General features: G+C 64.1%; 28 protein-coding genes and 1 pseudogene. 10 read left to right on the top strand and 19 right to left on the bottom strand.

The features are described from left to right. Positions 1-368: 368 nt before the first annotated feature. Positions 369-1,421, top strand: coding sequence for a uroporphyrinogen decarboxylase (gene hemE, locus GSQ79_RS05340; RefSeq protein WP_158807698.1), 1,053 nt, complete (start codon positions 369-371; stop codon positions 1,419-1,421). A gap of 9 nt (positions 1,422-1,430) precedes the next feature. After that, positions 1,431-1,865, top strand: a complete 435-nt coding sequence (gene hemJ / locus GSQ79_RS05335; RefSeq protein ID WP_158807697.1) for a protoporphyrinogen oxidase HemJ — start codon at positions 1,431-1,433, stop codon at positions 1,863-1,865. A gap of 28 nt (positions 1,866-1,893) precedes the next feature. Here the strand turns inward: hemJ and GSQ79_RS05330 are convergent, their stop codons facing one another. Together GSQ79_RS05330 and dapB are read right to left on the bottom strand one after the other, a co-directional pair. Next, the gene (locus tag GSQ79_RS05330) at positions 1,894-2,532 is read right to left on the bottom strand and encodes a 2,3-bisphosphoglycerate-dependent phosphoglycerate mutase (protein ID WP_158807696.1); all 639 of its coding nucleotides are present in this window, start codon (positions 2,530-2,532) and stop codon (positions 1,894-1,896) included. 71 nt (positions 2,533-2,603) lie between these two features. Further along, the gene (gene dapB, locus GSQ79_RS05325; protein ID WP_158807720.1) at positions 2,604-3,404 is read right to left on the bottom strand and encodes a 4-hydroxy-tetrahydrodipicolinate reductase; all 801 of its coding nucleotides are present in this window, start codon (positions 3,402-3,404) and stop codon (positions 2,604-2,606) included. Positions 3,405-3,703: 299 nt separating this feature from the next. Here dapB and GSQ79_RS05320 point away from each other — a divergent pair, with 299 nt between their 5' ends. From GSQ79_RS05320 to GSQ79_RS05310, 3 genes are read left to right on the top strand one after another with little or no spacing between them, the layout of a single operon-like run. After that, entirely contained in the window at positions 3,704-5,227 is a 1,524-nt protein-coding gene (locus GSQ79_RS05320) for a CHASE3 domain-containing protein (protein WP_158807695.1), read from the top strand. Further along, positions 5,224-5,649, top strand: a complete 426-nt coding sequence (locus tag GSQ79_RS05315; RefSeq protein ID WP_158807694.1) for a response regulator — start codon at positions 5,224-5,226, stop codon at positions 5,647-5,649. Before GSQ79_RS05320 ends, GSQ79_RS05315 begins: the two co-directional genes overlap by 4 nt. Beyond that, entirely contained in the window at positions 5,646-6,710 is a 1,065-nt protein-coding gene (locus tag GSQ79_RS05310; protein ID WP_158807693.1) for a response regulator, read from the top strand. Before GSQ79_RS05315 ends, GSQ79_RS05310 begins: the two co-directional genes overlap by 4 nt. Before the next feature lie 241 nt (positions 6,711-6,951). Here GSQ79_RS05310 and tolB read toward each other — a convergent pair whose 3' ends face one another. The 8 genes from tolB to ybgC form a co-directional block, all read right to left on the bottom strand. After that, positions 6,952-8,280, bottom strand: a complete 1,329-nt coding sequence (gene tolB, locus GSQ79_RS05305) for a Tol-Pal system beta propeller repeat protein TolB (RefSeq protein WP_158807692.1) — start codon at positions 8,278-8,280, stop codon at positions 6,952-6,954. Positions 8,281-8,359: 79 nt separating this feature from the next. Then, a complete protein-coding gene (locus GSQ79_RS05300; RefSeq protein WP_158807691.1) occupies positions 8,360-9,568 on the bottom strand; it encodes a cell envelope biogenesis protein TolA in 1,209 nt (402 codons plus the stop codon). 20 nt (positions 9,569-9,588) lie between these two features. After that, positions 9,589-10,038, bottom strand: coding sequence for a protein TolR (gene tolR, locus GSQ79_RS05295; protein ID WP_158807690.1), 450 nt, complete (start codon positions 10,036-10,038; stop codon positions 9,589-9,591). A gap of 170 nt (positions 10,039-10,208) precedes the next feature. Then, positions 10,209-10,940 carry a protein TolQ gene (tolQ, locus tag GSQ79_RS05290; protein WP_158807689.1) on the bottom strand — a complete coding sequence of 244 codons (732 nt, stop codon included), beginning with the start codon at positions 10,938-10,940 and terminating at the stop codon, positions 10,209-10,211. A gap of 257 nt (positions 10,941-11,197) precedes the next feature. After that, the gene (locus GSQ79_RS05285; protein ID WP_158807688.1) at positions 11,198-11,914 is read right to left on the bottom strand and encodes an SHOCT domain-containing protein; all 717 of its coding nucleotides are present in this window, start codon (positions 11,912-11,914) and stop codon (positions 11,198-11,200) included. A gap of 31 nt (positions 11,915-11,945) precedes the next feature. Beyond that, positions 11,946-12,275, bottom strand: a complete 330-nt coding sequence (locus GSQ79_RS05280; RefSeq protein WP_368669916.1) for a type II toxin-antitoxin system PemK/MazF family toxin — start codon at positions 12,273-12,275, stop codon at positions 11,946-11,948. Then, a complete protein-coding gene (locus GSQ79_RS05275) occupies positions 12,272-12,457 on the bottom strand; it encodes an antitoxin MazE family protein (protein WP_246725112.1) in 186 nt (61 codons plus the stop codon). The genes GSQ79_RS05280 and GSQ79_RS05275 overlap by 4 nt, the downstream gene beginning before the upstream one ends. Before the next feature lie 81 nt (positions 12,458-12,538). Beyond that, a complete protein-coding gene (gene ybgC / locus GSQ79_RS05270; RefSeq protein WP_158807686.1) occupies positions 12,539-12,937 on the bottom strand; it encodes a tol-pal system-associated acyl-CoA thioesterase in 399 nt (132 codons plus the stop codon). Positions 12,938-13,030: 93 nt separating this feature from the next. Between ybgC and GSQ79_RS05265 the strand changes: the two genes are divergently transcribed. After that, on the top strand, positions 13,031-13,624 hold the full coding sequence (locus tag GSQ79_RS05265; RefSeq protein WP_158807685.1) for a gluconokinase: 594 nt from the start codon (positions 13,031-13,033) through the stop codon (positions 13,622-13,624). A gap of 3 nt (positions 13,625-13,627) precedes the next feature. Here GSQ79_RS05265 and dps read toward each other — a convergent pair whose 3' ends face one another. After that, on the bottom strand, positions 13,628-14,200 hold the full coding sequence (gene dps / locus GSQ79_RS05260) for a DNA starvation/stationary phase protection protein Dps (protein WP_246725111.1): 573 nt from the start codon (positions 14,198-14,200) through the stop codon (positions 13,628-13,630). 228 nt (positions 14,201-14,428) lie between these two features. Between dps and GSQ79_RS05255 the strand changes: the two genes are divergently transcribed. Continuing rightward, positions 14,429-14,905: a DUF2852 domain-containing protein gene (locus GSQ79_RS05255; RefSeq protein WP_158807684.1), complete on the top strand. Its 477-nt coding sequence runs from the start codon at positions 14,429-14,431 to the stop codon at positions 14,903-14,905. Positions 14,906-14,962: 57 nt separating this feature from the next. Here the strand turns inward: GSQ79_RS05255 and GSQ79_RS05250 are convergent, their stop codons facing one another. Beyond that, entirely contained in the window at positions 14,963-16,312 is a 1,350-nt protein-coding gene (locus GSQ79_RS05250) for an MFS transporter (protein WP_158807683.1), read from the bottom strand. A gap of 367 nt (positions 16,313-16,679) precedes the next feature. Between GSQ79_RS05250 and GSQ79_RS05245 the strand changes: the two genes are divergently transcribed. Both GSQ79_RS05245 and GSQ79_RS05240 read left to right on the top strand, forming a co-directional pair. Next, positions 16,680-17,939: an ANTAR domain-containing protein gene (locus GSQ79_RS05245; protein WP_158807682.1), complete on the top strand. Its 1,260-nt coding sequence runs from the start codon at positions 16,680-16,682 to the stop codon at positions 17,937-17,939. Positions 17,940-18,027: 88 nt separating this feature from the next. Next, a complete protein-coding gene (locus GSQ79_RS05240) occupies positions 18,028-18,651 on the top strand; it encodes a glutathione S-transferase family protein (protein ID WP_158807681.1) in 624 nt (207 codons plus the stop codon). On the opposite strand, the gene GSQ79_RS05235 is transcribed toward GSQ79_RS05240, so the two are convergent. From GSQ79_RS05235 to GSQ79_RS05215, 5 genes and pseudogenes are all read right to left on the bottom strand, one after another. Continuing rightward, positions 18,648-19,253: a nicotinate-nucleotide adenylyltransferase gene (locus GSQ79_RS05235; protein WP_158807680.1), complete on the bottom strand. Its 606-nt coding sequence runs from the start codon at positions 19,251-19,253 to the stop codon at positions 18,648-18,650. The genes GSQ79_RS05240 and GSQ79_RS05235 overlap by 4 nt on opposite strands. After that, on the bottom strand, positions 19,250-20,536 hold the full coding sequence (locus tag GSQ79_RS05230; RefSeq protein ID WP_158807679.1) for a glutamate-5-semialdehyde dehydrogenase: 1,287 nt from the start codon (positions 20,534-20,536) through the stop codon (positions 19,250-19,252). The genes GSQ79_RS05235 and GSQ79_RS05230 overlap by 4 nt, the downstream gene beginning before the upstream one ends. Positions 20,537-20,700: 164 nt before the next feature. Further along, entirely contained in the window at positions 20,701-21,057 is a 357-nt protein-coding gene (locus GSQ79_RS05225) for a hypothetical protein (protein WP_158807678.1), read from the bottom strand. A gap of 43 nt (positions 21,058-21,100) precedes the next feature. After that, positions 21,101-21,232 (bottom strand): annotated as a pseudogene (locus GSQ79_RS30260) (BrnT family toxin); the annotation flags it as partial. Between the two features lie 15 nt (positions 21,233-21,247). Next, the gene (locus GSQ79_RS05215; protein ID WP_158807676.1) at positions 21,248-21,391 is read right to left on the bottom strand and encodes a hypothetical protein; all 144 of its coding nucleotides are present in this window, start codon (positions 21,389-21,391) and stop codon (positions 21,248-21,250) included. A gap of 166 nt (positions 21,392-21,557) precedes the next feature. On the opposite strand from GSQ79_RS05215, the gene GSQ79_RS05210 reads away from it, so the two are divergent. Next, complete coding sequence (locus GSQ79_RS05210) at positions 21,558-21,860, top strand: ribbon-helix-helix domain-containing protein (RefSeq protein ID WP_158807675.1); 303 nt, start codon at positions 21,558-21,560, stop codon at positions 21,858-21,860. 12 nt (positions 21,861-21,872) lie between these two features. Here GSQ79_RS05210 and GSQ79_RS05205 read toward each other — a convergent pair whose 3' ends face one another. Then, positions 21,873-22,190 carry a hypothetical protein gene (locus tag GSQ79_RS05205; protein ID WP_158807674.1) on the bottom strand — a complete coding sequence of 106 codons (318 nt, stop codon included), beginning with the start codon at positions 22,188-22,190 and terminating at the stop codon, positions 21,873-21,875. A 12-nt stretch (positions 22,191-22,202) separates the two neighbouring features. Continuing rightward, the coding region (locus GSQ79_RS05200) for a GMC family oxidoreductase (RefSeq protein ID WP_158807673.1) at positions 22,203-23,391 on the bottom strand (1,189 nt) is incomplete at its 5' end.

Raw genomic sequence — 23,391 nt, 5'->3', positions numbered from 1 at the left:
AAGAGACGCTCGGTCGGGAGATGGGGAAACCTGGGGACGATGGTGGACAACGTGCCCTGTCCGAACCCTTGGCGTCAACGCGACCTTGAGCGGTCCAAAACCGTCAACAGGGGCGGGGCAGCGAACAGACTCCATCCCGGCGCCGGGAAACTGTTAACAAGTCGTTAACGATATCTCTTTGTGGGCTCGAAACGACAGAGGCCTTTGAAAAACCTAACGGAGTCTTAAGCCCTTTTTCCCTCTCCCGGGGCTGTGCATAAGACTCGTAACTGCCGAACGGGCTTGGCGATTGTGCGTTGGCGCGGAAGGCTCTAATCCACCGCCAATAAGAAATAAAAGAAGATTTCTCTTAGAAGGATTTATTAGATTTGGTCGAGGAAACGCGATCCACCAAGCCAAAGTTCCTACGCGCCCTCTCGGGCGAGCCTGTCTGGCCGCCACCTCTTTGGCTGATGCGCCAGGCCGGTCGCTACCTCCCGGAATACCGGGCGATCCGGTCGCAAGCCGCGTCCTTCCTCGACTTCTGCTACGATCCGAAGTCGACCGTCGAGGCGACGCTGCAGCCGATCCGCCGGTTCGGCTTCGATGCGGCCATCCTTTTCAGCGATATCCTCGTGATTCCCGATGCTCTGGGACAGCACGTCAGTTTCGAAAGCGGCGAAGGCCCTCGCCTTACCCCGATCAGCGATGAAGCCGGGGTCACAAGGCTTCGCGAGACGATCAACCTCGATCGGCTGTACCCGGTGTTCGAGACGGTCAGCCGCCTCAAGCAGGACTTGCCGAAAGATACGCCGCTCATCGGCTTCTGCGGGGCTCCCTGGACGGTCGCGAGCTATATGATCGCGGGACGGGGCACGCCCGACCAGGCGCCGGCCAGGCTGTTCGCCTATCGCCACCCAGCCCTGTTCCAGCGCATCATCGACCGGCTGGTCGTGGCCTCGATCGACTATCTCAAGCGGCAGATCGAAGCCGGCGTCGATGCGATCCAGATTTTCGACACCTGGGCCGGCGTTCTGCCGACCGGCGAGTTCGACCGCTGGTGCGTCTCGCCGATCGCCGCGATCGTCGCCGGCGTGAAGGCGCGCTACCCCGCCATCCCCATCATCGTCTTCGCCCGTGGCGCCGGCCCGCGGCTGCTGGAACTGAAGGATGCCACCGATGCCGATGCGCTAGGCATCGACACCTCGGTCGATCCGGACTGGGCGGCGACCCTGCCGAAGACCACTGTGCTCCAGGGCAACCTCGATCCGCTGGCGTTGATCGCCGGCGGCGAAGCGTTGGAGGAAGCGGTCACGCGCATCCTCGCCGCGTTTCGCCACAGGCCGCATATTTTCAATCTCGGCCATGGCATTCTGCCGGAAACGCCGATAGCTCATGTCGAGCGTCTGGTGGAGCTCGTCCGCCGGGATCAGCCGTTCTAGGACCCCGCGATGACCTACCTCTGGATCAAGGCCCTGCACGTGCTCGCCATCATCTCCTGGATGGTCGGCATGCTCTACCTGCCCCGCCTGTTCGTTTATCACGTCGGCGTTCCCGCAGACTCGCCGCAGGCCCTGACCTTCGCAACGATGGAAAAGCGGCTGCAGCGTTTCATCATGCTGCCGGCCATGCTGGTGACCTGGATTACCGGCCTGACGCTGGCGATCCAGGGCGATTGGTTCAGGACGCCCGGCCACGGCTGGCTTCACGGCAAGCTGCTTTTGGTGGTACTACTGAGCGGGTTGCACGGCTATCTCGCCGCCGAGCGCAAGCGCCTTGCGGTCGGCAAGAGCACGCGCGACGCAAAATTCTTCCGCATCATCAACGAAGTGCCGACCATACTGCTGATCGGCATCGTGATCTTGGTGGTCGTGAAGCCGTTTTAGGACCTCACGGCAGCCTGACCCATGTCGGTCAGGTCTGGCTCAGCTCCGTCGCCATGATTTCTTTCGAGATGACGAGTCCATCCGGGCCGAGGCGATAGACGATCGGCACGCCGGTCGCGATTTCCATCGTCGGAATGGTTTTCGGCGTCAGCTGGTCGAGGACCATTGCAAGCGCACGCAAGCTGTTGCCATGCGCCGCGACGATGGTCGCTTCGCCGCGCAACACGCAGGGCAGGATCGCCTGGACGTAGTACGGCACGGTGCGCGCCACGGTATCACGCAGGCTCTCGCCTCCGGGCGGGGGTGTCTCGTAGGAGCGGCGCCAGATGTTCACCTGGTGTTCGCCCCACTTGGCCCGCGCCTCGTCCTTGTTGAGGCCGGATAGCTCGCCGTAACTGCGCTCGTTCAAGGCGATGTTGGCGGTCGGCTGCAGCGCGGACTGACCCATCGCCGCCATGGCGATGTCGTATGTGTCCTGGGCTCGCGTCAGCTCCGAGACGAAGGCCTTCTCGAAGACGATGCCGCTCGTTCGAAGGGCCAGACCCGCGGCGCGCGCCTCGTCGATGCCGAGCTGCGTCAACGGCGGGTTGCGCCAGCCGGTGAAGAGGTTTTTCAGATTCCATTCGCTCTGGCCATGGCGCAGGAGAACGAGCACGCGATCCATCAAGAAAGCCTTTTTGTGGAGTTGGCCGCGGCCCAGAACCGTGCCGCGGAGATGTTTGTCGCTACAAGCACCCTCTAGTCCAGGCCCAACACGTTGGCCATAGAATAGAGGCCGGGTTTGCGCCCGCGAGCCCAAAGGGCCGCCTTGAGGGCGCCGCGTGCAAAAATCGCGCGATCCTCCGCGCGATGGGTGAGTTCGATGCGCTCGCCCTCGCCGGCGAAGACGACACTGTGGTCGCCGACGACGGTCCCGCCGCGCAGGGCCGCGAAGCCGATGGTGCCGTTGATGCGGGCCCCGGTGACACCGTCACGCCCACGGACGGCATGGGTATCGAGCGAGACGCCGAGGCCGTCTGCCGCCGCTTCGCCAAGGAGCAGCGCGGTGCCGGAGGGGGCGTCCACCTTCATGCGGTGATGCATTTCGACGATCTCGATATCGAAGCTTTCACCGAGCGCCTTGGCCGCCTGCCGCGCCAGGCCGGCAAGCAGGTTCACCCCGAGGCTCATGTTGCCGGATCGGACAATCGTGGCGTGGCGTGCGGCGGCTGTGAGTTTGGCGAGATCGGCGGCGGCGAAGCCCGTCGTCCCGATGACGTGGACGATCCGCGCCTGCGCGGCGAGACCCGCCAGCACGACCGATGTCGCCGGGCTCGAGAAGTCGAGAATCCCGTCGGCTTCGACGATGAGCGATAGAGCGTCGTCCGAAATCGCGACATTGGCTTTTTGACAGCCAGCCAGGAGGCCTGCGTCCTCACCGAGCGACGGCGATCCCTCGCGTTCCAGAGCGCCGCAAAGCACGGCACCCGGCGTTTCTTCGATCAGCCGTACCAGGGCGCGTCCCATGCGGCCTGCTGCCCCGACCACTACCAGCCGCATGTCGGTTTCCACGTCGATATCCCCCGTCGCACCCAGCATTCCCTATAGATCGCCGTTTTGCACCGTGAAAGGGCGCGATGCCGAAGCCAAATTGTCGAAATCTCTTCCCATAGGCTTTCCTAATGCTGACGGTGGGCCATTTACAGACGCGATGGTCGACGCGGCGCCCGTCTACTACGGAAAGCGGTGCCTGCTTCTGGACCGTGCCTCAACTTCTTGATTTAAGCTGAAAACACGTCGCTCGGGCGATTTTGCCCGCTCGCCACGCGCGCTAAAGCCTTCTCACCCGGAGTTTTCGTTTGCCTTCAACACGCGTCGCGACCGCCGAACTGTTGAACAAGCGGCCGCGCCTAACGCTGACCGGGCAGCGCCTGCTGCCGGTCATTGCCGGATTCCTCGTGCTGCTTGGCGTGGCGGCGGCAACGATCTGGATCGGGCTCAGCAGCCGGAACTACAACCTGCTGGTCTCCCACACGCTCAAGGTGCGGTCCTCGGCCTATCTGTTGCTGACGCTCGTGCAGGATGCCGAAACCGGCCAGCGCGGCTATCTTCTGACCAACGACCGCAGCTACCTCACGCCCTATCACGACGGCGCCGACAATGCGCCCGCCGCTCTCGACGATCTTGAAAATCTGGCGCGGGGCAATGCCGCCGAAATGGCGACGATCGGCAATTTGCGGACCCTCGTCTCTGCCAAGCTCGGGGAACTGGCCCGCACGGTTACCCTCAACGAGAGCGGCGACGTGCCAGGCGCGCTGGCAGTCGTCAAAAATAATTCCGGCAACAATTATATGACGGAGATCCGTCGGCGTGTCGGCGAGATCCAGGATGACGAAACCCAGATGATCGGCGCGGAGAATGCGCAGACGCGGGTCTACGGCGACATGCTCGGCTGGTTCAGTCTGGGCGGTATTATCCTCGTCATCCTATTGGGGGTCCTGACGATCCTGTCGACGCGCCGCAACGTTCTGGAACTGCAGGGCGCACAGGAGGCGATGCGGGAGACCAACGACAATCTCGAGGGCATCGTTCAGGCGCGGATCGCCGATCTCCAGGCTGCCAACGAGGAGATCCAGCGCTTCGCCTACATCGTCAGCCATGATCTTCGCGCGCCCCTCGTCAACGTGATGGGGTTCACCAGCGAGCTCGAAGCCGTTCGCACCGACATCATGGATTTCCTCAAGGAGGTCGAGGCGCGCGCGCCGGACCTCGTGACGATGGACCGCCGCGCCGCGATCGAGACCGACCTTCCGGAAGCGCTCGGCTTTATCCGCAGCTCGACGTCGAAGATGGACCGGCTCATCAACGCCATCCTCAAACTGTCGCGGGAAGGTCGTCGCGTTCTCACGCCGCAGACCATCGAACTGAAGGATCTCGTCGTCGCACAGCGCGAAAGCCTGTCGCACCAGCTTGCCGAAGGCGAGGCCGAACTCACCGTTCAGGACGACCTGCCGACCCTGGTCAGCGACCGTCTGGCGATCGAGCAGGTTTTCGGCAACCTCATAGAGAACGCAACAAAATACCTGTTTCCCGGGCGTCCCGGCCGCATCGAAGTGCGCGGCAAGACGATTGGAAGCTTCGTGCGCTACGAAATCGCGGATAACGGGCGCGGAATCGACAAAAAAGACTTCGAACGCATCTTCGAGCTGTTCCGCCGTTCCGGGGAACAGGATAAGCCGGGCGAAGGCATCGGCCTCGCCCATGTGCGGAATCTGACGCGCCGACTTGGCGGCAACATCGCCGTGACGTCGGAGCTTGGAAAGGGCTCGACCTTTACGATTACCCTACCCGCCGTCTTCTCCAACTCGGACCGTGTTTCATGAGTCACCCCGTCGTCATCATCATGATCGAGGACGATCCAGGCCATGCCCGCCTGATCGAAAAGAACATCCGCCGCGCCGGCGTCAACAACGAGATCCGCCACTTCGAGAGCGGCACGGCGGCGTTGCGCCACGTGTTCCAGCCCGAGGTGCGCGACAACGGCCCGCTGCTGGTTCTCCTCGACCTCAACCTGCCCGACATGAGCGGCACGGACATCCTGGAAAAGCTCAAGGCCGACGAGAAGCTGAAGCGCGCGCCGGTCGTCGTGCTGACCACCACTGATGATCAGCGCGAAATCCAGCGTTGCTATGCACTCGGCTGTAATGTCTACATTACCAAGCCCGTAGAGTATGAAACCTTTTCCCAGGCGATCCGTCAGCTCGGTCTGTTCCTCTCCATCATGCAAGTGCCAGAAGTCCCGTGACAGAACCCGAGCGGCCCGCGGTCGTATCCGTCCTCTATATCGATGACGATCCCGCGCTGGGCCGCTTGGTGCAACGGACTTTGACGCGCCAGGGGTTTGCCGTTGCCTTGGCGCAAAGCGGCAACGAGGGCTTGGCTCTCCTCAAGACCGAAACCTACGACGCCGTCGCCCTCGACCACTTTATGCCCGGTAAAGAGGGGCTCGAGGTGCTCGACGAAATCCGCGCTCTTCCCGATCCGCCGCCGGTGATCTATGCCAGCGGCAGCGACGAGGGGCGCATCGCCATCGCGGCGCTGAAGGCCGGGGCCGCCGACTACGTCATCAAGGACGTCAACGGCGTCTTCATGGAACTGCTGCAGAACGCCATCGAAACGGCGGTCGAGCAGGATCGCATGCGGCGGCGCAAGGACATCATCGAGCGCGAGATGCGCGAGGCGCGTGAGCGGGCGGAGACGTTGCTGCGCGAGGTCAACCACCGTGTTGCCAACTCGCTGGCGCTGGTCGCCTCTTTCGTGTTTCTGCAGCAGAAGGCGATCGGCGCGGACCAGCCGCTGGCGCGTAACGCGCTGGCTGACGTGCAGGTCCGCATCAGCGCCATCGCGCAGATCCACCGCCGGCTCTACACGTCCGACGACGTCAGCGTCATCGAGATGGGCGCCTATCTGACCGGGCTGATCGAGGAGCTCGGCGCCGCGATGACGTCGTCCGGCCACGAGCGCGCCATCACGCTGGACAGCGATCCGATCCAGATGGCGACGGACCGCGCGGTGTCGCTCGGCGTCATCGTGACCGAGCTCGTCACAAACGCCTATAAATACGCCTATCCCGAAGGCCAGCCCGGCGAGATCCGGGTCGCGCTGAAGCAGCGGGACGAGGCGGTGTCGCTGATCGTGGAAGACGACGGCGTCGGCATCGAGAGCGGCAGCGTCGCCAAGGGCACGGGCCTCGGCGCGCGCATCGTCCGAGCCATGGCCGCCAGCCTGCAGACCACGCCGGAATCCGATCCGACGCACCGCGGCACCCGAGTGATTCTGTCGATCCCGGCGGCGGTGCCGGCGTAGCAGCTGGATTCCCTTCTCCCGCTCGCGGGAGAAGGTGGCCCTTGCGTCAGCAAGGGTCGGATGAGGGATAACGGCAGCCGGATTCCTGAGTCGTTTGCCCGCCGACGCGTTAGCGCTCATGGCTGTATGGGCGATCGAGTACGGTTCATTACCGATCAGCGAAGCCCAACGGCTGACGCCCTCATCCGTCACGGCTTCGCCGCGACACCTTCTCCCGCAAGCGGGAGAAGGGGAAAGAGCATCAAGCGCTGAGCAGAGGGCTCCACGCCGGATCCGACGCCGAGGTGGGCGTCGGCACCGCGAATTCGGCGCGGCCGAACACGTCGGTCATGAAGATGCGCGAGGCGCCCCCGCCGCCGGGATCGCGGAAGAACATCAGGAACAGGCCGTTCGGCGCCCAGGTCGGGCCTTCGTTGTGAAAACCTTCGGTGAGCAAGCGTTCGCCGCTGCCGTCGGGCTTCATCACGCCGATGCCGAAGCCGCCCTTGCTCTGCTTGGTGAAGGCGATGTAGTCGCCCTTCGGCGACCAGACCGGCGTGGAATAGCGCCCATCGCCGAACGAGATGCGTTGCGCGCTCCCGCCGCCGGCTCCCATGACGTAGATCTGCTGGGTGCCGCCGCGATCGGATTCGAAGGCGATGCGCGAGCCGTCCGGCGCGTAGCTCGGCGAGGTGTCGATCGCTTGCGTGTCGGTGAGCCGCGTCGTCGCCTTGGACTGCAGGTCCATCGTGTAGAGGTTCGACGACGAGCCTTCGGACAGCGACATGATGATTTTTTCGCCCTCGGGCGCGAAACGCGGGGCGAAGGTCATGCCGGGGAAATTGCCGACGGCTTCCTTCTGGCCGGTCTCGATGTTCATGAACAGCACTTTGGGGTTGGCGTTGCCGAACGCCATGTAGGTGATGTCCTGCGAGGTCGGCGAAAAGCGTGGCGTCACCACGAGATCGTCGCCGCGGGTGAGGTAGCGCACCCCTGCCCCGTCCTGGTCCATTATCGCGAGGCGCTTGCGGCGGTGCTCGGCCGGACCGGACTCGTCGATGAAGACGACACGGGTGTCGAAAAAGCCCTTCTCGCCGGTCACCTTGCTGAACACCGCATCGGAGACGAGGTGGGCGACGCGTCGCAGGTTGTTGGCATCGGTGGCATATTGCTGGCCGGTCACCTGCGCGCCGGTCGAGACGTCCCAGAGGCGGAATGCGGTCTGCACCCGGCCGTCGCCGCCGCGGCTGGAGCGGCCGGTCACCACATATTGCGCGTTGACCGCGCGGAACGCGTCCATCATCGGCGCCTGATCGGGATTGCCGGCCTCCTGGGAAAAGCTGGCGCGATCGACGGGAGTGATGAAGACCGAACGCTTGAAATTGTTGGTGATGATCGAGGTGACTTGAGCCCCACCGTCGCCGGCGAACTGGGTGACGGCGATCGGGATCGGCTTGAACGAGCCGCCGGTGCGTACGTCGAGCGAGCGTTCCTGAGCGAAGGCCGAAAACAGCGGCGTTCCGATGATCGGAACGGAGCCGAGGCTGGCGAGAAGGCCGGCCAGCTGGCGGCGGGAAAGCGATGGCGTCATCGAGGGTCAATCCTGATTGAGCACGAAATGCGGGGCGTTTTGCTTCTCCCGCTTGCGGAAGAAGAGGCAGGCGAGCGCGTTACATCAGATCCTTGGGATCGAAGTTGACCCGGCGTCTGGCCCAGTCGGCGTAGTACGGCGCAAAGCGCGCGGGGATCTTCATCGGGTTGCACTTTTGCGCGGCCCGGACTGCGCTGTCGGCAAGACTGCGCAGGTTCGGGTCGCTTGGTGGGTTCATCAACGCGGGCGGATCGGCCAGAGACCCGTCCTGGGCCAGATGGATCCGGACGATAGGCACGTAACCCTTCGACGCGCCAAGGCCGAAGTAGCTCCAGCAACCGCGGTACTGGTCCGTCATAATCTGGTCGAGCTGCGCCATCATCGACGGCGACAGGGTTGCCGCAGTCGCGTTGGGCAGACCGAGCGAGGCCACCTGGGTTAGTTTCTGGCCGGTCGCAGCCTTGCGCTGGGGCGCTTCGTGGTCGAGCAGCGCGCTGATGCTATGCGGGTCGAAGGCAGCCGGACGCGGGGCGTCCTTGGCCTCGTTGCCGGCTTTCGGCTTCGAGGCCGGCTTCTCCTCCTTCAGGAGCTTCGCGAGCTCGTTCGGGTTGAAATGCGTCTCCGGCTTCTCCGGCTTCCTCGGCGGTTCCGGCGCCTTGGCCTCCTTGATTGGCGGTTTCTTCTCCGGCGGTTTCGGCGTCGGGACGGGAGTCGGCTCGGTCTTCGCCTCTTTCTTCGGCTCGACTTTCGGGCGCGTCGGCGGCTTCGGCTCGACAGGCTCGGCCTCGGGCGGCGGCGGCTTGGCTTCGACGGCCTTCGGCGGCTCCGGCGCGGGCTTGGCCGGCGGCACAGGCGTTTCCACCTTCTCGACGGGGCGTTGCGGCGGGGTCGGCTCCGGCGCAGGAGCGGGTGTCGGCGGCGGCAGAGCCGCGACACGCTGCGGCGGCGTCGGAACCGGCTTGTCATCCTCGCCGGGATCATCCTGCGGCTTGTCGGGCGAGGGCGGCAGCGGCACGTCCTTCTTTGCCTCGGCGAGCGGCGGCGCGGGCTTCGGATCCTCGGTGGCCGCAACCTTGTCGACGCGCCGCTGCGGCGTCGGCAGCGGCTTGGCCGTCTTCTCGCCCTTGGTGATCTGGTTCAGCTCGCTCGTCGTGATCATGTCGACGACGACGCTCTCCGTCGGCTCTTCCAGCTTGGGCGGGCTGGCGAAATTGACGATGAGAAACACCAGCGCCGCGCCATGGAGCGTGCTGGAAGCAAGAAAGCCGGGATCGGTCTTGAGCGCCATGGTGCTCCAGCCCTGCTCGGTCAGGTCTTCGCCGGCTCGGTCACCAGGGCGACCCGCTTGAAGCCCGACGACGTGATGATCGACATGACTTCGGCGATCTTGCCGTAATTCACCTGGTTCGAGCCGCGCACGTAGATGCGCTCGTCGGCGCCGGCCTTGGCGACGGCCTTCAGCTTGTCGCCGAGGGCCTCCGGCTGGACGGGTTCGTCGTTGACGGTGATCGCGCCCTTGTCGTCGATCGACACCGAGATCGGCTTCTGGTCGATGTTGAGCGCCGCCGCCTTGGTCTGCGGCAAGTCGATCGGAACACCCGACGCGAGCAGCGGCGCGGCGACCATAAAGATGATGAGCAGCACGAGCATGACGTCGATGAACGGCGTCATGTTGATTTCGGCCATGGGGCGATAGCGCGGCTGGCCTCGTCCCCGCCGCCCGCCTCCGCCCCGTCCTGCTGCCGAACCCATGCCCATCGATCAGTATCCTTGTGAATTCCAAGCCGCCGTTTGCCCCTCTCCCCTTGTGGGGAGAGGTTGGGAGGGGGGTCGTGTTCTTCGATTTTAGGTCGAAGCCGAGTGATGGACCCCATCCCTGACCCTTCCCCGCAAGGGGGAAGGGGACTGCGGTCTACCAAATTAAAACGTCACGCCGCCCGGTCGCGCACGGCGTGCTGGTCGATCTGGCGCGACAGGATCGAGGAGAATTCGTCCGCAAAACCTTCCATGCGCGCCTGCTTCTTCGCGACTTCGCCCTGCAGCTTATTATAGGCGACGAGCGCGGGAATGGCGGCGAACAGGCCAAGCGCGGTGGCGAGCAGCGCTTCCGCGATGCCCGGCGCGACGACGGCGAGAGAGGTGTTCTTCGAGGCGGCGATGGAGCGGAACGACGTCATGATGCCCCAGACCGTGCCGAACAGACCGACGAACGGGCCGGCGGAGGCGACGGTGGCGAGAAACAACAGGTTGGATTCGAGCTTCTCGACCTCGCGGGAAATCGAGACGTCCAGCACTTTGTCGATGCGCGCCTGCAGGCCCATGAAGGACGAGCCGACGTTCTGGACCGAGCGCTTCCATTCGCGCATCGCGGCGACGAAGAGGCTCGACATGCCGGTTGCCGGCCGCGAGGAGAGCGTCGTGTAGAGCTCTTCCAGCGACGTCCCGGACCAGAAGATCTGCTCGAACTTGTCCATCGCGCGCTGGGTGCGGGCGAACAGGATCGATTTGTTGATGATGATCGCCCAGGACCAGACCGATGCGCCCATCAAGCCGAGCATGACGAACTTGACGATCAGCGACGCCTGCAGAAACATCCCGAGAACGGTGACCTCAGCAACGGGGGCCGCCGCAACGGTGGAGGCGACATCGGCAGGATTCATGGGCAGGGTCCTTGGCAGAGGTCCGGGGCACGGCGCGGACACCCTGTCCTTGCGTGTAAATCGGTCAAATCTACGGCTTGACCCGCACGCAACGCGTCGTTTTTCGAGTCGAGTTAAGCGCCCGGCAAGGTTAAGGGCAAGTTACCGCGGTCTCTCGACATTGAAAAATGCTTGTCCGACGTCTCTAGGGGCGGCGTTTGCGGCGTCAGCAAGGCCGGCAAAGATCCCGGGCACCGCCGCCGTGATAGACAGCCCGTTTACAGCCGGTCCAGCAGCTCCTTCTTCTTGGCGCTGTATTCCGTGTCGCTCAGAACCCCCTTCCGATGCAGCTCGTGCAGCCGTTCGATCTTGGCAAAAACATCGGCAAACTGCGGCTCAGCTTGATTGCTCGGTGCAGTCTGATGCGGCGGCAATTTTGCAGCAGGCTCGGCAATCTGCCCCAGGTCGTAGAGCCGGACGGTTCCATGCTGGCTGGTGAAGGTGAGGTTCTGCGTCCCGCTCTGCTGTTGCGACACGCCGGTGATGCGATGATCGCCGGTATCATACGTCGTCGTCACGCCGCCCTGCTGCAGCGCGAGCCGGCGCGTCTCCGGAAAAAAGGCGTAGCGCATGTCGTTCTGACTGCCGGTCGAACTCGGCACGCCGAAATCCTCCGGCCACCAGGCCCCGCCATAGGACGATGTGCCAGGCCGCTCGCCAACGAAAAGATCGTGCGACCGCAGCAGATCCGACAGGTCGAGGCAGAGCTGATCGACGCGGGCTTTCAGCGCGCTGTTGAACATGTCGCCGACCATGATCATGCCGCCGCGTGACCATTGCCCCATGCCGCCGAGATCGGGATGGGAAAACTGTGCCTGCGTGCCGCCGCCGCGCTCCAGCGCCTGAAGCAGCGTCAGGATGGCGTCCGTGCTGACGGCGTGACGCTGTGCGATATCTTCGACAAGAGCGCGGCCTCCGGTCGTGAGGGTTTGCATTGAGCACTCTCCCGTGAACATCCAACCGCTCTCAGGCGAGCCCGAGCAACACGGCTAGGGCGCGATTGACGCGAAGTATGGTGGCATCATCCACGTCACCGATGATACCGCCGATCTTGTCCCGACGCACGGTGGTCATCTTATCGACGCTGATCTGCGAGGGGAGGCGCAGGCCGTTTTTTGACGTGGCTTCGATGTCGACCCGGAGCAATTCGGAATCCTCTCTGAGTGTGCTGGTAATCGGGCAGATGGCGACGGACGGCAGCGGCGCGAAAAGGTCGGACTGCACGACCAGCGCAGGCCGCGGCTTCCCGGCATCGCCTTGCGTAGCGACGACGACGATGTGCCCGCGGCGGATCACGCCGGCCAGTCGTAAGTGGCCTCAATCCAATCGAGCAGCGCGTCGCCGGCGGGATCGTCGGCGGCGATTGCGGCTGCCTGTCGCCGGCAGGTCTCGATAAACCCGGGTGCGGCCGTATCAGGGACCCAGATTTGGACCGGGCGCAGCCCTGCCGCGCGCATCTTCGCGCGATATGTACTCATGCGCCGAGAAACGCTTGCAGGCTCTTTCTTTGGCCCCGTCATCGTAACATGTTACAACAATCAGACTGGTTGTCACGTCGTCTACGGCGCTAGAGCCGTCCTCAGCGCATCCGGCAGGCGAACCGGCCGGCCCCGCCGCACCGCCGCGACAGTAACGTCCGCGCGGGTCAAGCAGATGTCATCGCGCTTGACCGTTTGGGCAAGAACCATGCTTGCGCCGCGCAGGTCTGCCACGGCCGTGGTCACCGTCAGCACGTCGTCCATCAGCGCGGGTTTCAAATAATCGATCGCCATGCGGCCGACCACGAAAGCAAGGCCATCGGCGTCGCGATAAAGGTCGGACTGGACGATCCCGAGCGCGCGCAGAAATTCGGTCCGGCCGCGTTCCAAGAATTTGAGATAGCTGGCATGGTACGTGAAACCACTAAAGTCCGTGTCTTCGTAGTAGACGCGCAACGTATGCAGATGCGGGTTCGCCATCGTTGAACCGAGACTTTCTCAAAAGGCGCTTGCCAAACAGGCGCTAGCCAAAACGCGCAGAGCGCGACGGGTTGAATCAGGAGACGCGACGGCATGCAAGGCGGCTTGGAAGGATTACATCGGCACGGCACGCCGCTCGCCATAGTCCTCTTCGGCGTCAGCGGCACCGGCAAGACGACTGTCGGCAAGCGGCTCGCGCCATCCATGGGCGCGACATTTCTGGAAGGGGACTCCTACCACTCCTCGGCCAATGTCGCGAAGATGCGATCAGGCACCCCGCTCGACGACGCCGATCGTTGGCCCTGGCTTGCCAAGATCGCGGGCGCCATCGCCGCCCACGTCCACGGCGACCGGCCCGTGGTCGCGGCGTGTTCTGCGCTGAAAGTGGTCTATCGTGACAAGCTTCGCGAGGCCGCCCGGGTACCGCTGACCTTCGTACATCTCGCCATCGATCCGCAGATGATCGCGCATCGTCTCGTCGCCCGCAGCCAGCATTTTATGCCGCCGTCGCTCCTGCAAAGTCAGCTGGACGCGCTCGAGCCTTTGGAGCCGCACGAGATCGGGACGAGCATCGCGGAAACCGGGACGGCTCTGCAGACCGTCGAGGCGATCCGGCGGTGGCTGCAGTACCCCGAGCATGAAAAAGGGCGGCCAAGCCGCCCTTTTCCGGGTCTCAAGTCCGAATAGCGGTTAGCGCTTTCCGGCGCCGTCGCCATCACGGATTTCGCCGGTCGGCTCCTGCACATGCGCCTCGAGGAACCAGAGCATCTTGTCGACGCCGCGCGAAATCTCGGTGAACAGATCCGAGGTCCCGGCGTCGCCCGCATCGTCGGTATCGTCGATGTTCTGACGCACGGCGTTGGCGTAGACGGAGTAGCGGTCGATCAGCGCCGCAAGATGATCGGCGATCTTGTAGGTGTCGAGCGGGTAGGGCTTGAGGCCCGATTCGGCCGCGACGGCAGCAGCCGTGCCGCGGGCGGTACCGCCAAGCTGGGTGATACGCTCAGCCACCTTGTCGTTGTAATCATCCATCTCGTCGCGGAAGCCATCGAGCATCAGGTGGATGCCGATGAACTGCGGACCCTTGAGGTTCCAATGCGCCTGCTTGATCGCGAGCGACAGATCGATACCGTCAGCCAGGCGCTTGCTCAGCGTATCGATCGAGACCTTCTTGGCGTTCGACTTCGTGTCGTTGCGCGTCTCGTGCATGTGCTCGCCGTCGTTATTCTTGGATCCCTGGATCTTCACTGCTGCATTGGCCATGGACGGCTCCTTCGGACTGAGGCGAAAACAAAACACCGGCAGTGCATGTCTGGCGGCTTCTGACGCGAAAACACGTTCTCACTGCTTAGGTTCCAGGGGTTTAGCGCGTCCGATCGCACGGTTCTTGAACATTCGTGCTGCGCGCCCTTGCACAATACCCGCAGGGCCCAGATCTCTTGGGTTCGGGGCTGACGCAATGACGCCGGCCCCACTTTATGGAGACGATCGATGGGCGGTTGGAGCAATGCGGCGCGCCAGGGCACCTGGACGGATGTGGGTCGGGCGGATCGCGCCACGCGGCGCAAGCCGCGTGGGTGGACCTCCGCGGATGTCGCGGTTCTTGTGGTTGCCTTCGTCATCCGCTGGGAGCTGGGACTTGCCTTCCTCGCGCTTAAACTGTGGCACCAGGCCAGCGGTTATGACGGCAGCGTGTTTTCCTTCGCCAGGATGAAGTGGAACGCCTTGGTGGTGCTGACGCGGGCGATGCTTGACGGCGGGGTCCTGCCGTTCTCGTTGAACCTCGGACCGAAATCGTCCGGCAATCTCGCCTTCGACGCCTGGCGGCGCGGTGAATTGGAGCGGATCGAGGCCGAGCGCCTGAAGTTGCAGACCGCCGAGCGGGAGTTCACGAGCTATCGCGACGATCTGCTGCAGGCTCGCGATCGCGAGGCCTTTGACCGCTTCATGCAGGCGCGCAAGTCGTAAAACGAAAAAGGCCGGATGATCGCTCATCCGGCCCTTTCCTTGTGTCCAATGATGGCATCAAGCCATTGCGGGGATGCCGGTCGCCGTGGCGTGGCGCTGCGCAACCGCTGCATCGTAAAGCGCCTGCTCGTCCTGCTTGTGCTTGATGGAGAAGCGGATCACCGCGGCGCCGAAAGCGCAGACGATCGCCGTGATGCCGAGGATCATGAAGCAGAGCTGCGGGTTGCCGGTGCCGCGCAGCAGGAAGCCGGCCGCGACGCCGCCGATGTTGCCGCCCGCGCCGATGATGCCGGCGACCCCACCGAGCACCTTGCGATCAATGAAGGGGACCAGGGCGTAGAGCGAGCCGCAGGCCATGTGGGTGAACAGGCCGAACACCAGCATCGCCGCGATGGCGAACCCGACCGCGTCGGCCTGCGAGAAGGCAATCAAAAAGACGCCTTCGCCGAGGAGAAGGCCGAACAGCAGCCAGGTGCGGCCGTCGAGCCCCTTCGAGCGCGCGATCTTGTCGGAAAAGATGCCGCCGAGCGCGCGGGCGAACAAGGCGAGGAGCCCGAACGCGCCGACGGCGTAGCCGGCATTCTCCACCGACATGTGGAACTTGTTGAAGTAATAGGTGACCGCGATGCCGTGGATGAACAGTTCGACGCCGAACGACGCGCCGTAGCAGGCGGCAAGCAGCCAGACGCGATAGTTCTTCGCCGCCGTCTTCATGACGTCCCAGCCGCCCTTCTTGCCTGAATCGACGGCGATACCGCGGGCGCGCAGATCGAGAATGTTGCCTTCCGGCGTATCCTGCGTGAATTTCCAGTAGGCGACTGCCGTGATCAGCATCAGGATGCCCGGGACGATCATCGCGTAGCGCCAGCTCAGCGTCTGGCTGAAGCCAAAGGCAGCAACGCCGGCGAAGACCAGTGGCATAATGCTCTGCGTCACCCCGCCGCCCGCATTCCCCCAGCCGCCGACCGTGGCGTTGGCGGTGCCGACGACGTTCGGCGCGAACATCACCGACGTATGGTATTGCGTGATGACGAAACTGGCGCCGATGACGCCGATGAACAGGCGGAACACCAGGAACGACGTGTAATCCCAGGCAAGGCCGACGCCGAACACCGGGATCGATCCGAGCGCAAGCAGGATCGTGTAGGTGATGCGCGGTCCGTATTTGTCGCACATCGGGCCGATGATCATGCGCGCCAGGATGGTGGCGAATACGCCGGCGATGGCGATGCTGTAGACCTGATCCTTGCTGAGGGTCAGGTCCTTGGCGATGATCGGCATCAGCGGCGCCGTCGCGAACCAGGCAAAGAAGCAGACGAAAAACGCGATCCAGGTCAGATGGAAGGCGCGCATCTGCGGGGTCTTGAAGCTGAACAGGTCGATCGAGGTCGCCTTTTGGGAGGCCATTACAATAACTCCAAGAAATTGCGGGTGGCAGTGGCGATGGCGCATGTGGCACCGACGGCGGGCGGAGCGGTCATCGCAGGGGTGATGCGCCGGCAGCGAATTGTGCGCGCGTAGACTTCGAGCGTGGCTGATCCAGACATGATGTCTCCGGGCGACGATCCGCTGTTGCGGATGGGAGGCACATGGCTGCTCACGACCGTGTGAGCATGACTTGGCGTGCAAAACGAAAGTCGGACGCGGCACTGCATCCGGTTGTGCCCAAGCATGTGCCGTGCCAAGCAACGGGCAAACGCGTGAAGCGCGCCGCGCCGCTGGCTCCGTCCTTGCAGCGACACCGGGGCCGCCAGACACAGCTTATGATTGCCGCATGATTTCAGCCTTCGTCGTCACCAGCCACGCCGCCGATGATCCCAGCCTGCGAACGGATCTCGGCAAGGTTGGCGTGGATGTCGTCGGCGAAGCCGACAGCCGCACCCTTGTGCAGGACGTCATCCGCAATGCCCCGGACGTGGTCATCTGCTACGAAAAGCACCCCGGCGATGCGCTGTTTGCCAGCATGGCGTCGCTGCACACCTCGGCGCCGAGGCCGGTCGTGGTGTTCACCAGCGATCCCGATGCGGACAAGATCGAGCGGGCCACGCGCTCCGGGATCCATGCCTATGTGATCAACGGGTACGGCCTGCATCGGCTGCGCTCGGTGATCCATGTCGCCCAGGCGCGCTTCCGCTACGAGCAGCTGCTGCGCGACGAACTCGTCGAGATCAACGCCCGCTTCGACGAACGCAAGCTGGTCGACCGTGCCAAGGGCATTTTGATGCGGGCGCGGCAGATTTCCGAGGACGATGCGTATCGCGCGCTGCGCACCGCGGCGATGCAGACCAAGCAGCGGCTCGGCCAGGTGGCGCAGCAGGTGATCAATTCCGCCCTTTACAGCGATGGAGTCAATCGCGCCGGGCAGCTGCGCATGCTGTCGCAACGTCTGGTCAAACTTTATGCGGTGCAGGCAGCCGGACTTGAGACCGACGCGACTCGCGGCTTGCTCGCGGACTCCGTCACGCGCGTCGACGAGACGATCGCGATCCTGCGCCGCAGCCTCTCCAAAGCGACGTTCGGCGACCTCATCGATTCCGTGGCCCACCCTTGGGCGACCCTGCAGACGGCGATGAAGCCGCTTGCCGGGCTCGAACGCCTGCTCTCGATCGACGCGATTGCCGAGGATCTTCTGCAGAATGCGGAGCGGCTCACCGCCAATCTCGAGGCCGCGGGCCTGGCTTCGACGCTGCGGGTGATCAACGTGTCCGGGCGCCAGCGCATGCTGGCACAAAAGACCGCCAAACTCGCTTTGATCGCGGCGCTGCTCGACGCGCCGTCCGTCGGTATCGCGCCGACGGTCGACGCGTTTGTGCAGGGCATGACCTATCTTAACGCCGTTCCTCTGAGCACCGCGGCGATCCGCGCCGACCTCGAACGCGCCGGAACCCTGTGGGCAGACTTCCAGGCGGCGCTGGCGCAGGCGCGGAGCCCGCAAGGACAGCAGACCATCGCGACGTTGAGCGAGACGCTCGGCGACCTGTTGGATCAACTGACCAAGCAGTACGAGCGCAGCATGCAGATGCTGCTGGCCTAGGCGGGCTGCCTTGCGTCGCCGGCGAAGGGCTCCATAACAGCACCGCAGGGGTGAGACCCTGCTTCATTCGCTGAAAGAGGACGCATTCGTGATCGATCTCTACACGTGGAAAACGCCGAACGGCCGCAAGATCTCCATCATGCTCGAGGAGACCGGCCTGCCCTACACCGTTCACCCCGTCGACATCTATGCCGATGCGCAGTTCGCGCCGGCGTTTCTGGCGATCTCGCCCAACAACAAGATTCCCGCCCTCGTCGACCACGACACGCCCGACGGTCCGCTCTCGATCTTCGAGAGCGGCGTGATCTTGCCGTACCTCGCCGACAAGAGCGGCCAGTTTCTGGCGTCCTCGGGCGTCAGGCGGATCAGGGCGCTGGAATGGCTGAACTGGCAGACGGCGGGGCTTGGCCCGATGCTCGGCCAGCTTGGTTTCTTCTATCGTGCCAAAGAGAAGACGCCTGCGGCGATCGAGCGGTACACCAAGGAGGCGCTCCGCCTGCTGGGCGTGATGGACGGGCAACTGGCCAAGGGTCCTTATCTCGGTGGCGATGATTACTCGATCGCCGACATCGCGTGCTACCCATGGGTGGCTGCGGCCTCCACGCTGATGGCCGAACCGCTGCATTTTGAGAGCAAAGCCAACATCCAGGCGTGGCTCGCCCGGGTCGGCGAACGCCCCGCGGTCAAGGCGGGAATGCTGATCCCCGCTTAGGGTTTCGCCCGCAACGCGGTGGATGACAGCGGCGAACGCTTGCCGTGCAAAAAAATGAAGGCCGGCGGTGGCGTGGTGGCGAGCAGCCGCCCGTCGCCCTCGGCGAGTCGATAGCCGCGCAGCGACGCCGCGGCGCGCGTCTGGATGGCGCGCAGCGTCGAGCCGGGCCGGTCGATGATTCCCATGGGAAAGGTGTCGGCGATCTCGCGCCAGTTCTTCCATTGGTGGAAGCCGGCCAGCGAATCCGCCCCCATCAGCCATACGAATGCGACGCTGGGACAGCGGGCCTTCAGCACCGCGACGGTGTCGCAGGTGTAGGGCGAGCCGAGCGTCGCCTCGAAGCCGGTGACGATGATGCGTGGATGCGCCGCCACCTTCTGCGCCGCGACCATGCGGTCGGCGACCGACGGCAGGCTGCCGTTGTCCTTCAGAGGATTGCCGGGACTGATCAGCCACCACACCTTGTCGAGCTGCAGGCGTTGTAGGGCGAGGAGACTGGCGGCGCGATGCCCGTCATGGGGCGGATTGAAGCTTCCGCCGAACAGCCCGATGCGCAGGCCCCGCGCATGCGGCGGCAGGCCGGCGAAAGCGGGGGATATCACGGACGCGTCTGTCCGCTGCCGTGGATCCGGTACTTGAAGGTGGTGAGCTGCTCGACCCCGACCGGGCCGCGGGCATGCAGCCGTCCTGTAGCAATGCCGATCTCGCCGCCGAAGCCGAATTCGCCGCCGTCGGCGAACTGGGTCGAGGCATTGTGGACGACGATGGCGGAATCCACCTCGCGCAAAAATCGGTCGGCGGCGGCTTGGTCTTCGGTGATGATGCCGTCGGTGTGGTGCGAGCCGTAGCGCTCGATGTGGGCGATCGCCGCGTCGAGGTTTTCGACCACGCCGATGCTGATGATCGCGTCCAAAAACTCCGTACCCCAATCCGCTTCACTCGCCGGCGTCACGCGCGGGTCGAGGGCCTGAACCGCGGCATCGCCGCGCACGGCGCAGCCGGCGTCGAGCAGCATTTTCACGAGCTCGTGCTGCAGCGGCGAGGTCTTGTCGAGCAACAGCGTCTCCACGGCGCCGCAGACGCCGGTGCGCCGCAGCTTGGCGTTGCGCACGATCGCCAGCGCTTTGGCGCGATCGGCCGCCTCGTCGATGAAAATATGCACGTTGCCGTCGAGATGGGCGAAGACGGGGACGCGGGCCTCGGCCTGGACGCGGGCGACGAGGTTGCTGCCGCCGCGCGGCACGATGACGTCGATGCAGCCGTCGAGGCCGGATAGCATCGCACCCACCGCCGCGCGGTCGCGCACCGGCACCAAAGTGATCGCGGCCTCGGGCAGGTTCGCAGCGCGCAGGCCGGCGACGAGGCAAGCGTGAATAACGCCGGAGGAATGAAAGCTCTCCGAGCCGCCGCGCAGGATCGCCGCGTTGCCGCTCTTGAGGCACAGCGCGCCAGCATCGGCGGTGACGCCAGGGCGGCTCTCGTAGATGATGCCGATGACGCCGAGCGGCACGGACACCCGCTCGATCTGCAGGCCGTTGGGCCGCTCGAACGAGGCCATGACGCGTCCGATCGGGTCCGGCAGCGCGGCAATGGCGTCGAGCCCATCCGCGATCCCGGCGACGCGGCGCGCGTCGAGCAGCAGGCGGTCCATGAAAGCGGCCGCTGTGCCGCGCTCGCGAGCGTCGGCCACGTCACGCGCGTTGGCGGCGAGGATCGCGGAGGTCTGGTCCCGGATCGTCGCGGCGGCGACGCGCAAGGCCTTGGAGCGGTCGGCATCCGAAGACAGCGCCAGCGCCCGACCGGCGGCGCGGGCGTGACGGCCGAGATCGGCCATCAGCGTGGCGATATCGGTCTCGGCGGTGTCGACACGTTTCAGCTGTTGCATGGCGTACGGTTATTCTCACACGAGCTTTGGAGACTTATCGCGTCCCGTCGCGCACACCGCAAGCCGCCTCGCGGTGTGTGGGACGACAGGGTGCCGGCGAGTGAAGACTTAAGGTCGGCGCGCTCCAGCTTGATGGCTCGTCGCGTCCAAATCGGCGATCGAAGTCAGCTTTTGTCCTCAACATTGCTTGGCTTCGTGTCGGCAATGGCCGGAGCTGCGGACTCGACATACTCCGGCCGCTTAGCAGCTCGACCCTTACCGGGGAGGTTTTTGATGTCGAAGTCCGGGTTCAGCCCCACCCTCATCGCTTCTTCTATCGACAGATCGTAGGGCGGCTTCATGAGCGTCCTGATGTCGAAATCCGGAGCATCGAGCGGGATGCCGAGGCGCTCGCGGCGGTTCATGCGAGCACGATGAAGCTTTTCTTTTATTAAAGGCTGCGCGTCTGGATCATCGAGAGCGTTCTGATGAGCCTGCTCCGGCGTGATTGCGTCAAAGCGTTTCCAGTCGGCAGCCGACATCGATCCCTTGTGACCGACAAGGCCCTTCCGAATTTGGGCAAGTCTATCGCGCGAAATAGGCATCGACTTCTTTCTTGACGGCCTTTCGAGCCGAAATGATCCGGATCAAGCTATCACGGTCGGTCCAGGTGACAAACAGGAAGCGCCCCGTCACGAGGGCGACGATATTCTCTCGATACTCGCCATGTCGCTACTCAGCAGAATAGTCGAAATAGTGATCGTTTTCGAAGGCCAGCGCACCATCATCAAACGTGACGCCTTCATGATCGACGATGTTTGAATGATATTTCACAGGGTCCCAATCGAAGCCTGGCGGCGGGCTATCAGCGCTCATTGCGGAGCAGTCCTCGACCGAATTCTATGGCGTTTGGATTTCGCGGACGATCTTGAGAGCCGTGTGCACTCTTGTACTGGAAGGCACCCGAGGCGTCACGATTGCTGGGCTTTCACATCCCCTATAGAATAGCTCCAAAGAACACGATCATTTGGGAGACGACACCATGTGCAGGATGTTCGCGCATCAGCCCCAGAGCAACTATGGATCGCAGACGCGCTCGATCCGGATTCACGGCCATTCTACGTCGATCCGCCTTGAAAACACGTTCTGGAGCACGCTCGAGGACATCGCTGCCCGCGAAGGAACCAGTGTCGGACAGTTCGTCAACACGTTGCATGACGAGGTGCTCGACCGTCACGGTAGCGTCCGCAACCTGGCGTCGTTGCTGCGCTGCTCCTGTCTTCTCTATGCAGCCCAAAGCGCCGAGATGAAGACCTCGACGCCGGTGCTAATCGCCGCGGAGTAGACGGCACCGAAATCAGGGCGGCGCTTTGCCGTCCGCTGCCGGCGTCTTGACGGGACTTCCGGGATAGGCGCTTGCCGGTGTCTTGATACCGGCCGCCTGATCCGACCGCGTTGCGCTGCCGGCGCCGCCGGAGGCTGCGGGCTTCGCCGGGCATGGCGCGTCGGCACAGGACGGATCCGTGCCGATCGACTTGCCGCCGTCATTCGCCGCGGGGGTGGCGCTCGGATTGTTCGGATAGGCCACGCTCCCCGTTTCCGCCCGGCTCGATGCGAGCGGCAGGGTCAATGCGGCACCCAGGATCAGAGCAGTGCAGACGCTTCGCAATGGCATCTCTTTTTCCCGTCAGATGTCGCGGCGCTGCAGCGCGCCGGCGATATGGTCGGCCTGACGGATCGCCAGCGACACGATCGTCAGGGTCGGGTTGCAGGCGGCGCTGCTGGTGAACTGGCTGCCGTCGGAGACGAACAGGTTTTTCACATCGTGGGTCTGGCCGAACTTGTTGACCACGCCGTCGCGTGGTTTTTCGCTCATCCGGTTGGTGCCCATGTTGTGGGTGCTGGGATAGGGCGGGGTCGGATAGGTCTGCGTCGCGCCGATGGCATTGTAGATCGCCGCACCCTGCCTGAACGCATGGTCGCGCATCGCGACGTCGTTGGGATGATCGTCGTAATGCACGCTGGCGACGGGCAGGCCGAGCTTGTCCTTGACCACGGCATCGAGCGTTACCCGGTTGGAATCCTGCGGCATGTCCTCGCCGATCAACCACATCCCGGCCATCCGCGAATAGGATTCCATCGCCGCGGTAAAACTGCGGCCCCAGGCGCCGGGATTGAGGAAGGCGGCCATGAACGGGATGCCGAGCGAGATCGTCTCCATCTCGTAGCCGCCGAAGAAGCCGCGCGAGGGATCGTGGCGCGCTTCGTCGCGGATGATGCCGGCCATCGTCGTGCCGCGGTACATGTGGACCGGGTTTTCGAACACGCCGTAAACGCTACCCGTCATATGCCGCATGTAGTTGCGGCCGACCTGGCCCGAAGAATTGGCGAGGCCGTCAGGGAACAGGGAGGAGGCGCTGTTGAGCAGCAGCCGCGGGCTTTCCAGCGAATTGCCGGCGACGGCGACGACGCGGGCCTTCTGGCGGTGCTGGGCGCCTTTGTCGTCGGCATAGACGACGCCGGTGACCTTGCCCGCGGCGTCATGCTCGATCTTGACCACCATGCTGTTGGGGCGGACCTCCAGATTGCCGGTCGCTTCGCCCTTCGGGATCTCGGTGTAGAGCGTCGACCATTTGGCGGAGGACTTGCAGCCCTGGAAGCAGAAGCCGATCTGCTGGCAGGAGCCGCGATCGTCGCGCGGCTCGCTGTTGATCGCCATGCGGCCGGTCGAAACGTCCTTGTAGCCGATCTTGCGGGCCCCGGCCTCCAGCACCTTGAAGTTGTTGTTGCCGGGCAGGCCGGGAATGCCGTTGGTCCGGGTGACGCCCATCTTGTCCTCGGCCTTGGCGTACCAGGGGTCGAGCTCGGCCCGGTCG

Origin of the sequence: Beijerinckia sp. L45 (genome assembly GCF_009765775.1) — a bacterium.
Classification (GTDB): domain Bacteria; phylum Pseudomonadota; class Alphaproteobacteria; order Rhizobiales; family Beijerinckiaceae; genus RH-AL1.
Note: the sequence above shows the minus strand (reverse complement) of the source record. Positions and strands in the feature narration are given on the sequence as shown.

Bases quoted from the DNA above. Each gene is read 5' to 3' on its own strand.
- hemJ (WP_158807697.1), top strand. From the start codon at position 1,431: ATGACCTACCTCTGGATCAAGGCCCTGCACGTGCTCGCCATCATCTCC.
- dapB (WP_158807720.1), bottom strand. From the start codon at position 3,404: ATGCGGCTGGTAGTGGTCGGGGCAGCAGGCCGCATGGGACGCGCCCTG.
- GSQ79_RS05315 (WP_158807694.1), top strand. From the start codon at position 5,224: ATGAGTCACCCCGTCGTCATCATCATGATCGAGGACGATCCAGGCCAT.
- tolB (WP_158807692.1), bottom strand. From the start codon at position 8,280: ATGACGCCATCGCTTTCCCGCCGCCAGCTGGCCGGCCTTCTCGCCAGC.
- GSQ79_RS05300 (WP_158807691.1), bottom strand. From the start codon at position 9,568: ATGGCGCTCAAGACCGATCCCGGCTTTCTTGCTTCCAGCACGCTCCAT.
- tolR (WP_158807690.1), bottom strand. From the start codon at position 10,038: ATGGGCATGGGTTCGGCAGCAGGACGGGGCGGAGGCGGGCGGCGGGGA.
- tolQ (WP_158807689.1), bottom strand. From the start codon at position 10,940: ATGAATCCTGCCGATGTCGCCTCCACCGTTGCGGCGGCCCCCGTTGCT.
- GSQ79_RS05285 (WP_158807688.1), bottom strand. From the start codon at position 11,914: ATGCAAACCCTCACGACCGGAGGCCGCGCTCTTGTCGAAGATATCGCA.
- GSQ79_RS05275 (WP_246725112.1), bottom strand. From the start codon at position 12,457: ATGAGTACATATCGCGCGAAGATGCGCGCGGCAGGGCTGCGCCCGGTC.
- ybgC (WP_158807686.1), bottom strand. From the start codon at position 12,937: ATGGCGAACCCGCATCTGCATACGTTGCGCGTCTACTACGAAGACACG.
- GSQ79_RS05265 (WP_158807685.1), top strand. From the start codon at position 13,031: ATGCAAGGCGGCTTGGAAGGATTACATCGGCACGGCACGCCGCTCGCC.
- dps (WP_246725111.1), bottom strand. From the start codon at position 14,200: ATGGCCAATGCAGCAGTGAAGATCCAGGGATCCAAGAATAACGACGGC.
- GSQ79_RS05255 (WP_158807684.1), top strand. From the start codon at position 14,429: ATGGGCGGTTGGAGCAATGCGGCGCGCCAGGGCACCTGGACGGATGTG.
- GSQ79_RS05250 (WP_158807683.1), bottom strand. From the start codon at position 16,312: ATGGCCTCCCAAAAGGCGACCTCGATCGACCTGTTCAGCTTCAAGACC.
- GSQ79_RS05245 (WP_158807682.1), top strand. From the start codon at position 16,680: ATGATTTCAGCCTTCGTCGTCACCAGCCACGCCGCCGATGATCCCAGC.
- GSQ79_RS05230 (WP_158807679.1), bottom strand. From the start codon at position 20,536: ATGCAACAGCTGAAACGTGTCGACACCGCCGAGACCGATATCGCCACG.
- GSQ79_RS05225 (WP_158807678.1), bottom strand. From the start codon at position 21,057: ATGTCGGCTGCCGACTGGAAACGCTTTGACGCAATCACGCCGGAGCAG.
- GSQ79_RS05215 (WP_158807676.1), bottom strand. From the start codon at position 21,391: ATGAGCGCTGATAGCCCGCCGCCAGGCTTCGATTGGGACCCTGTGAAA.
- GSQ79_RS05210 (WP_158807675.1), top strand. From the start codon at position 21,558: ATGTGCAGGATGTTCGCGCATCAGCCCCAGAGCAACTATGGATCGCAG.
- GSQ79_RS05205 (WP_158807674.1), bottom strand. From the start codon at position 22,190: ATGCCATTGCGAAGCGTCTGCACTGCTCTGATCCTGGGTGCCGCATTG.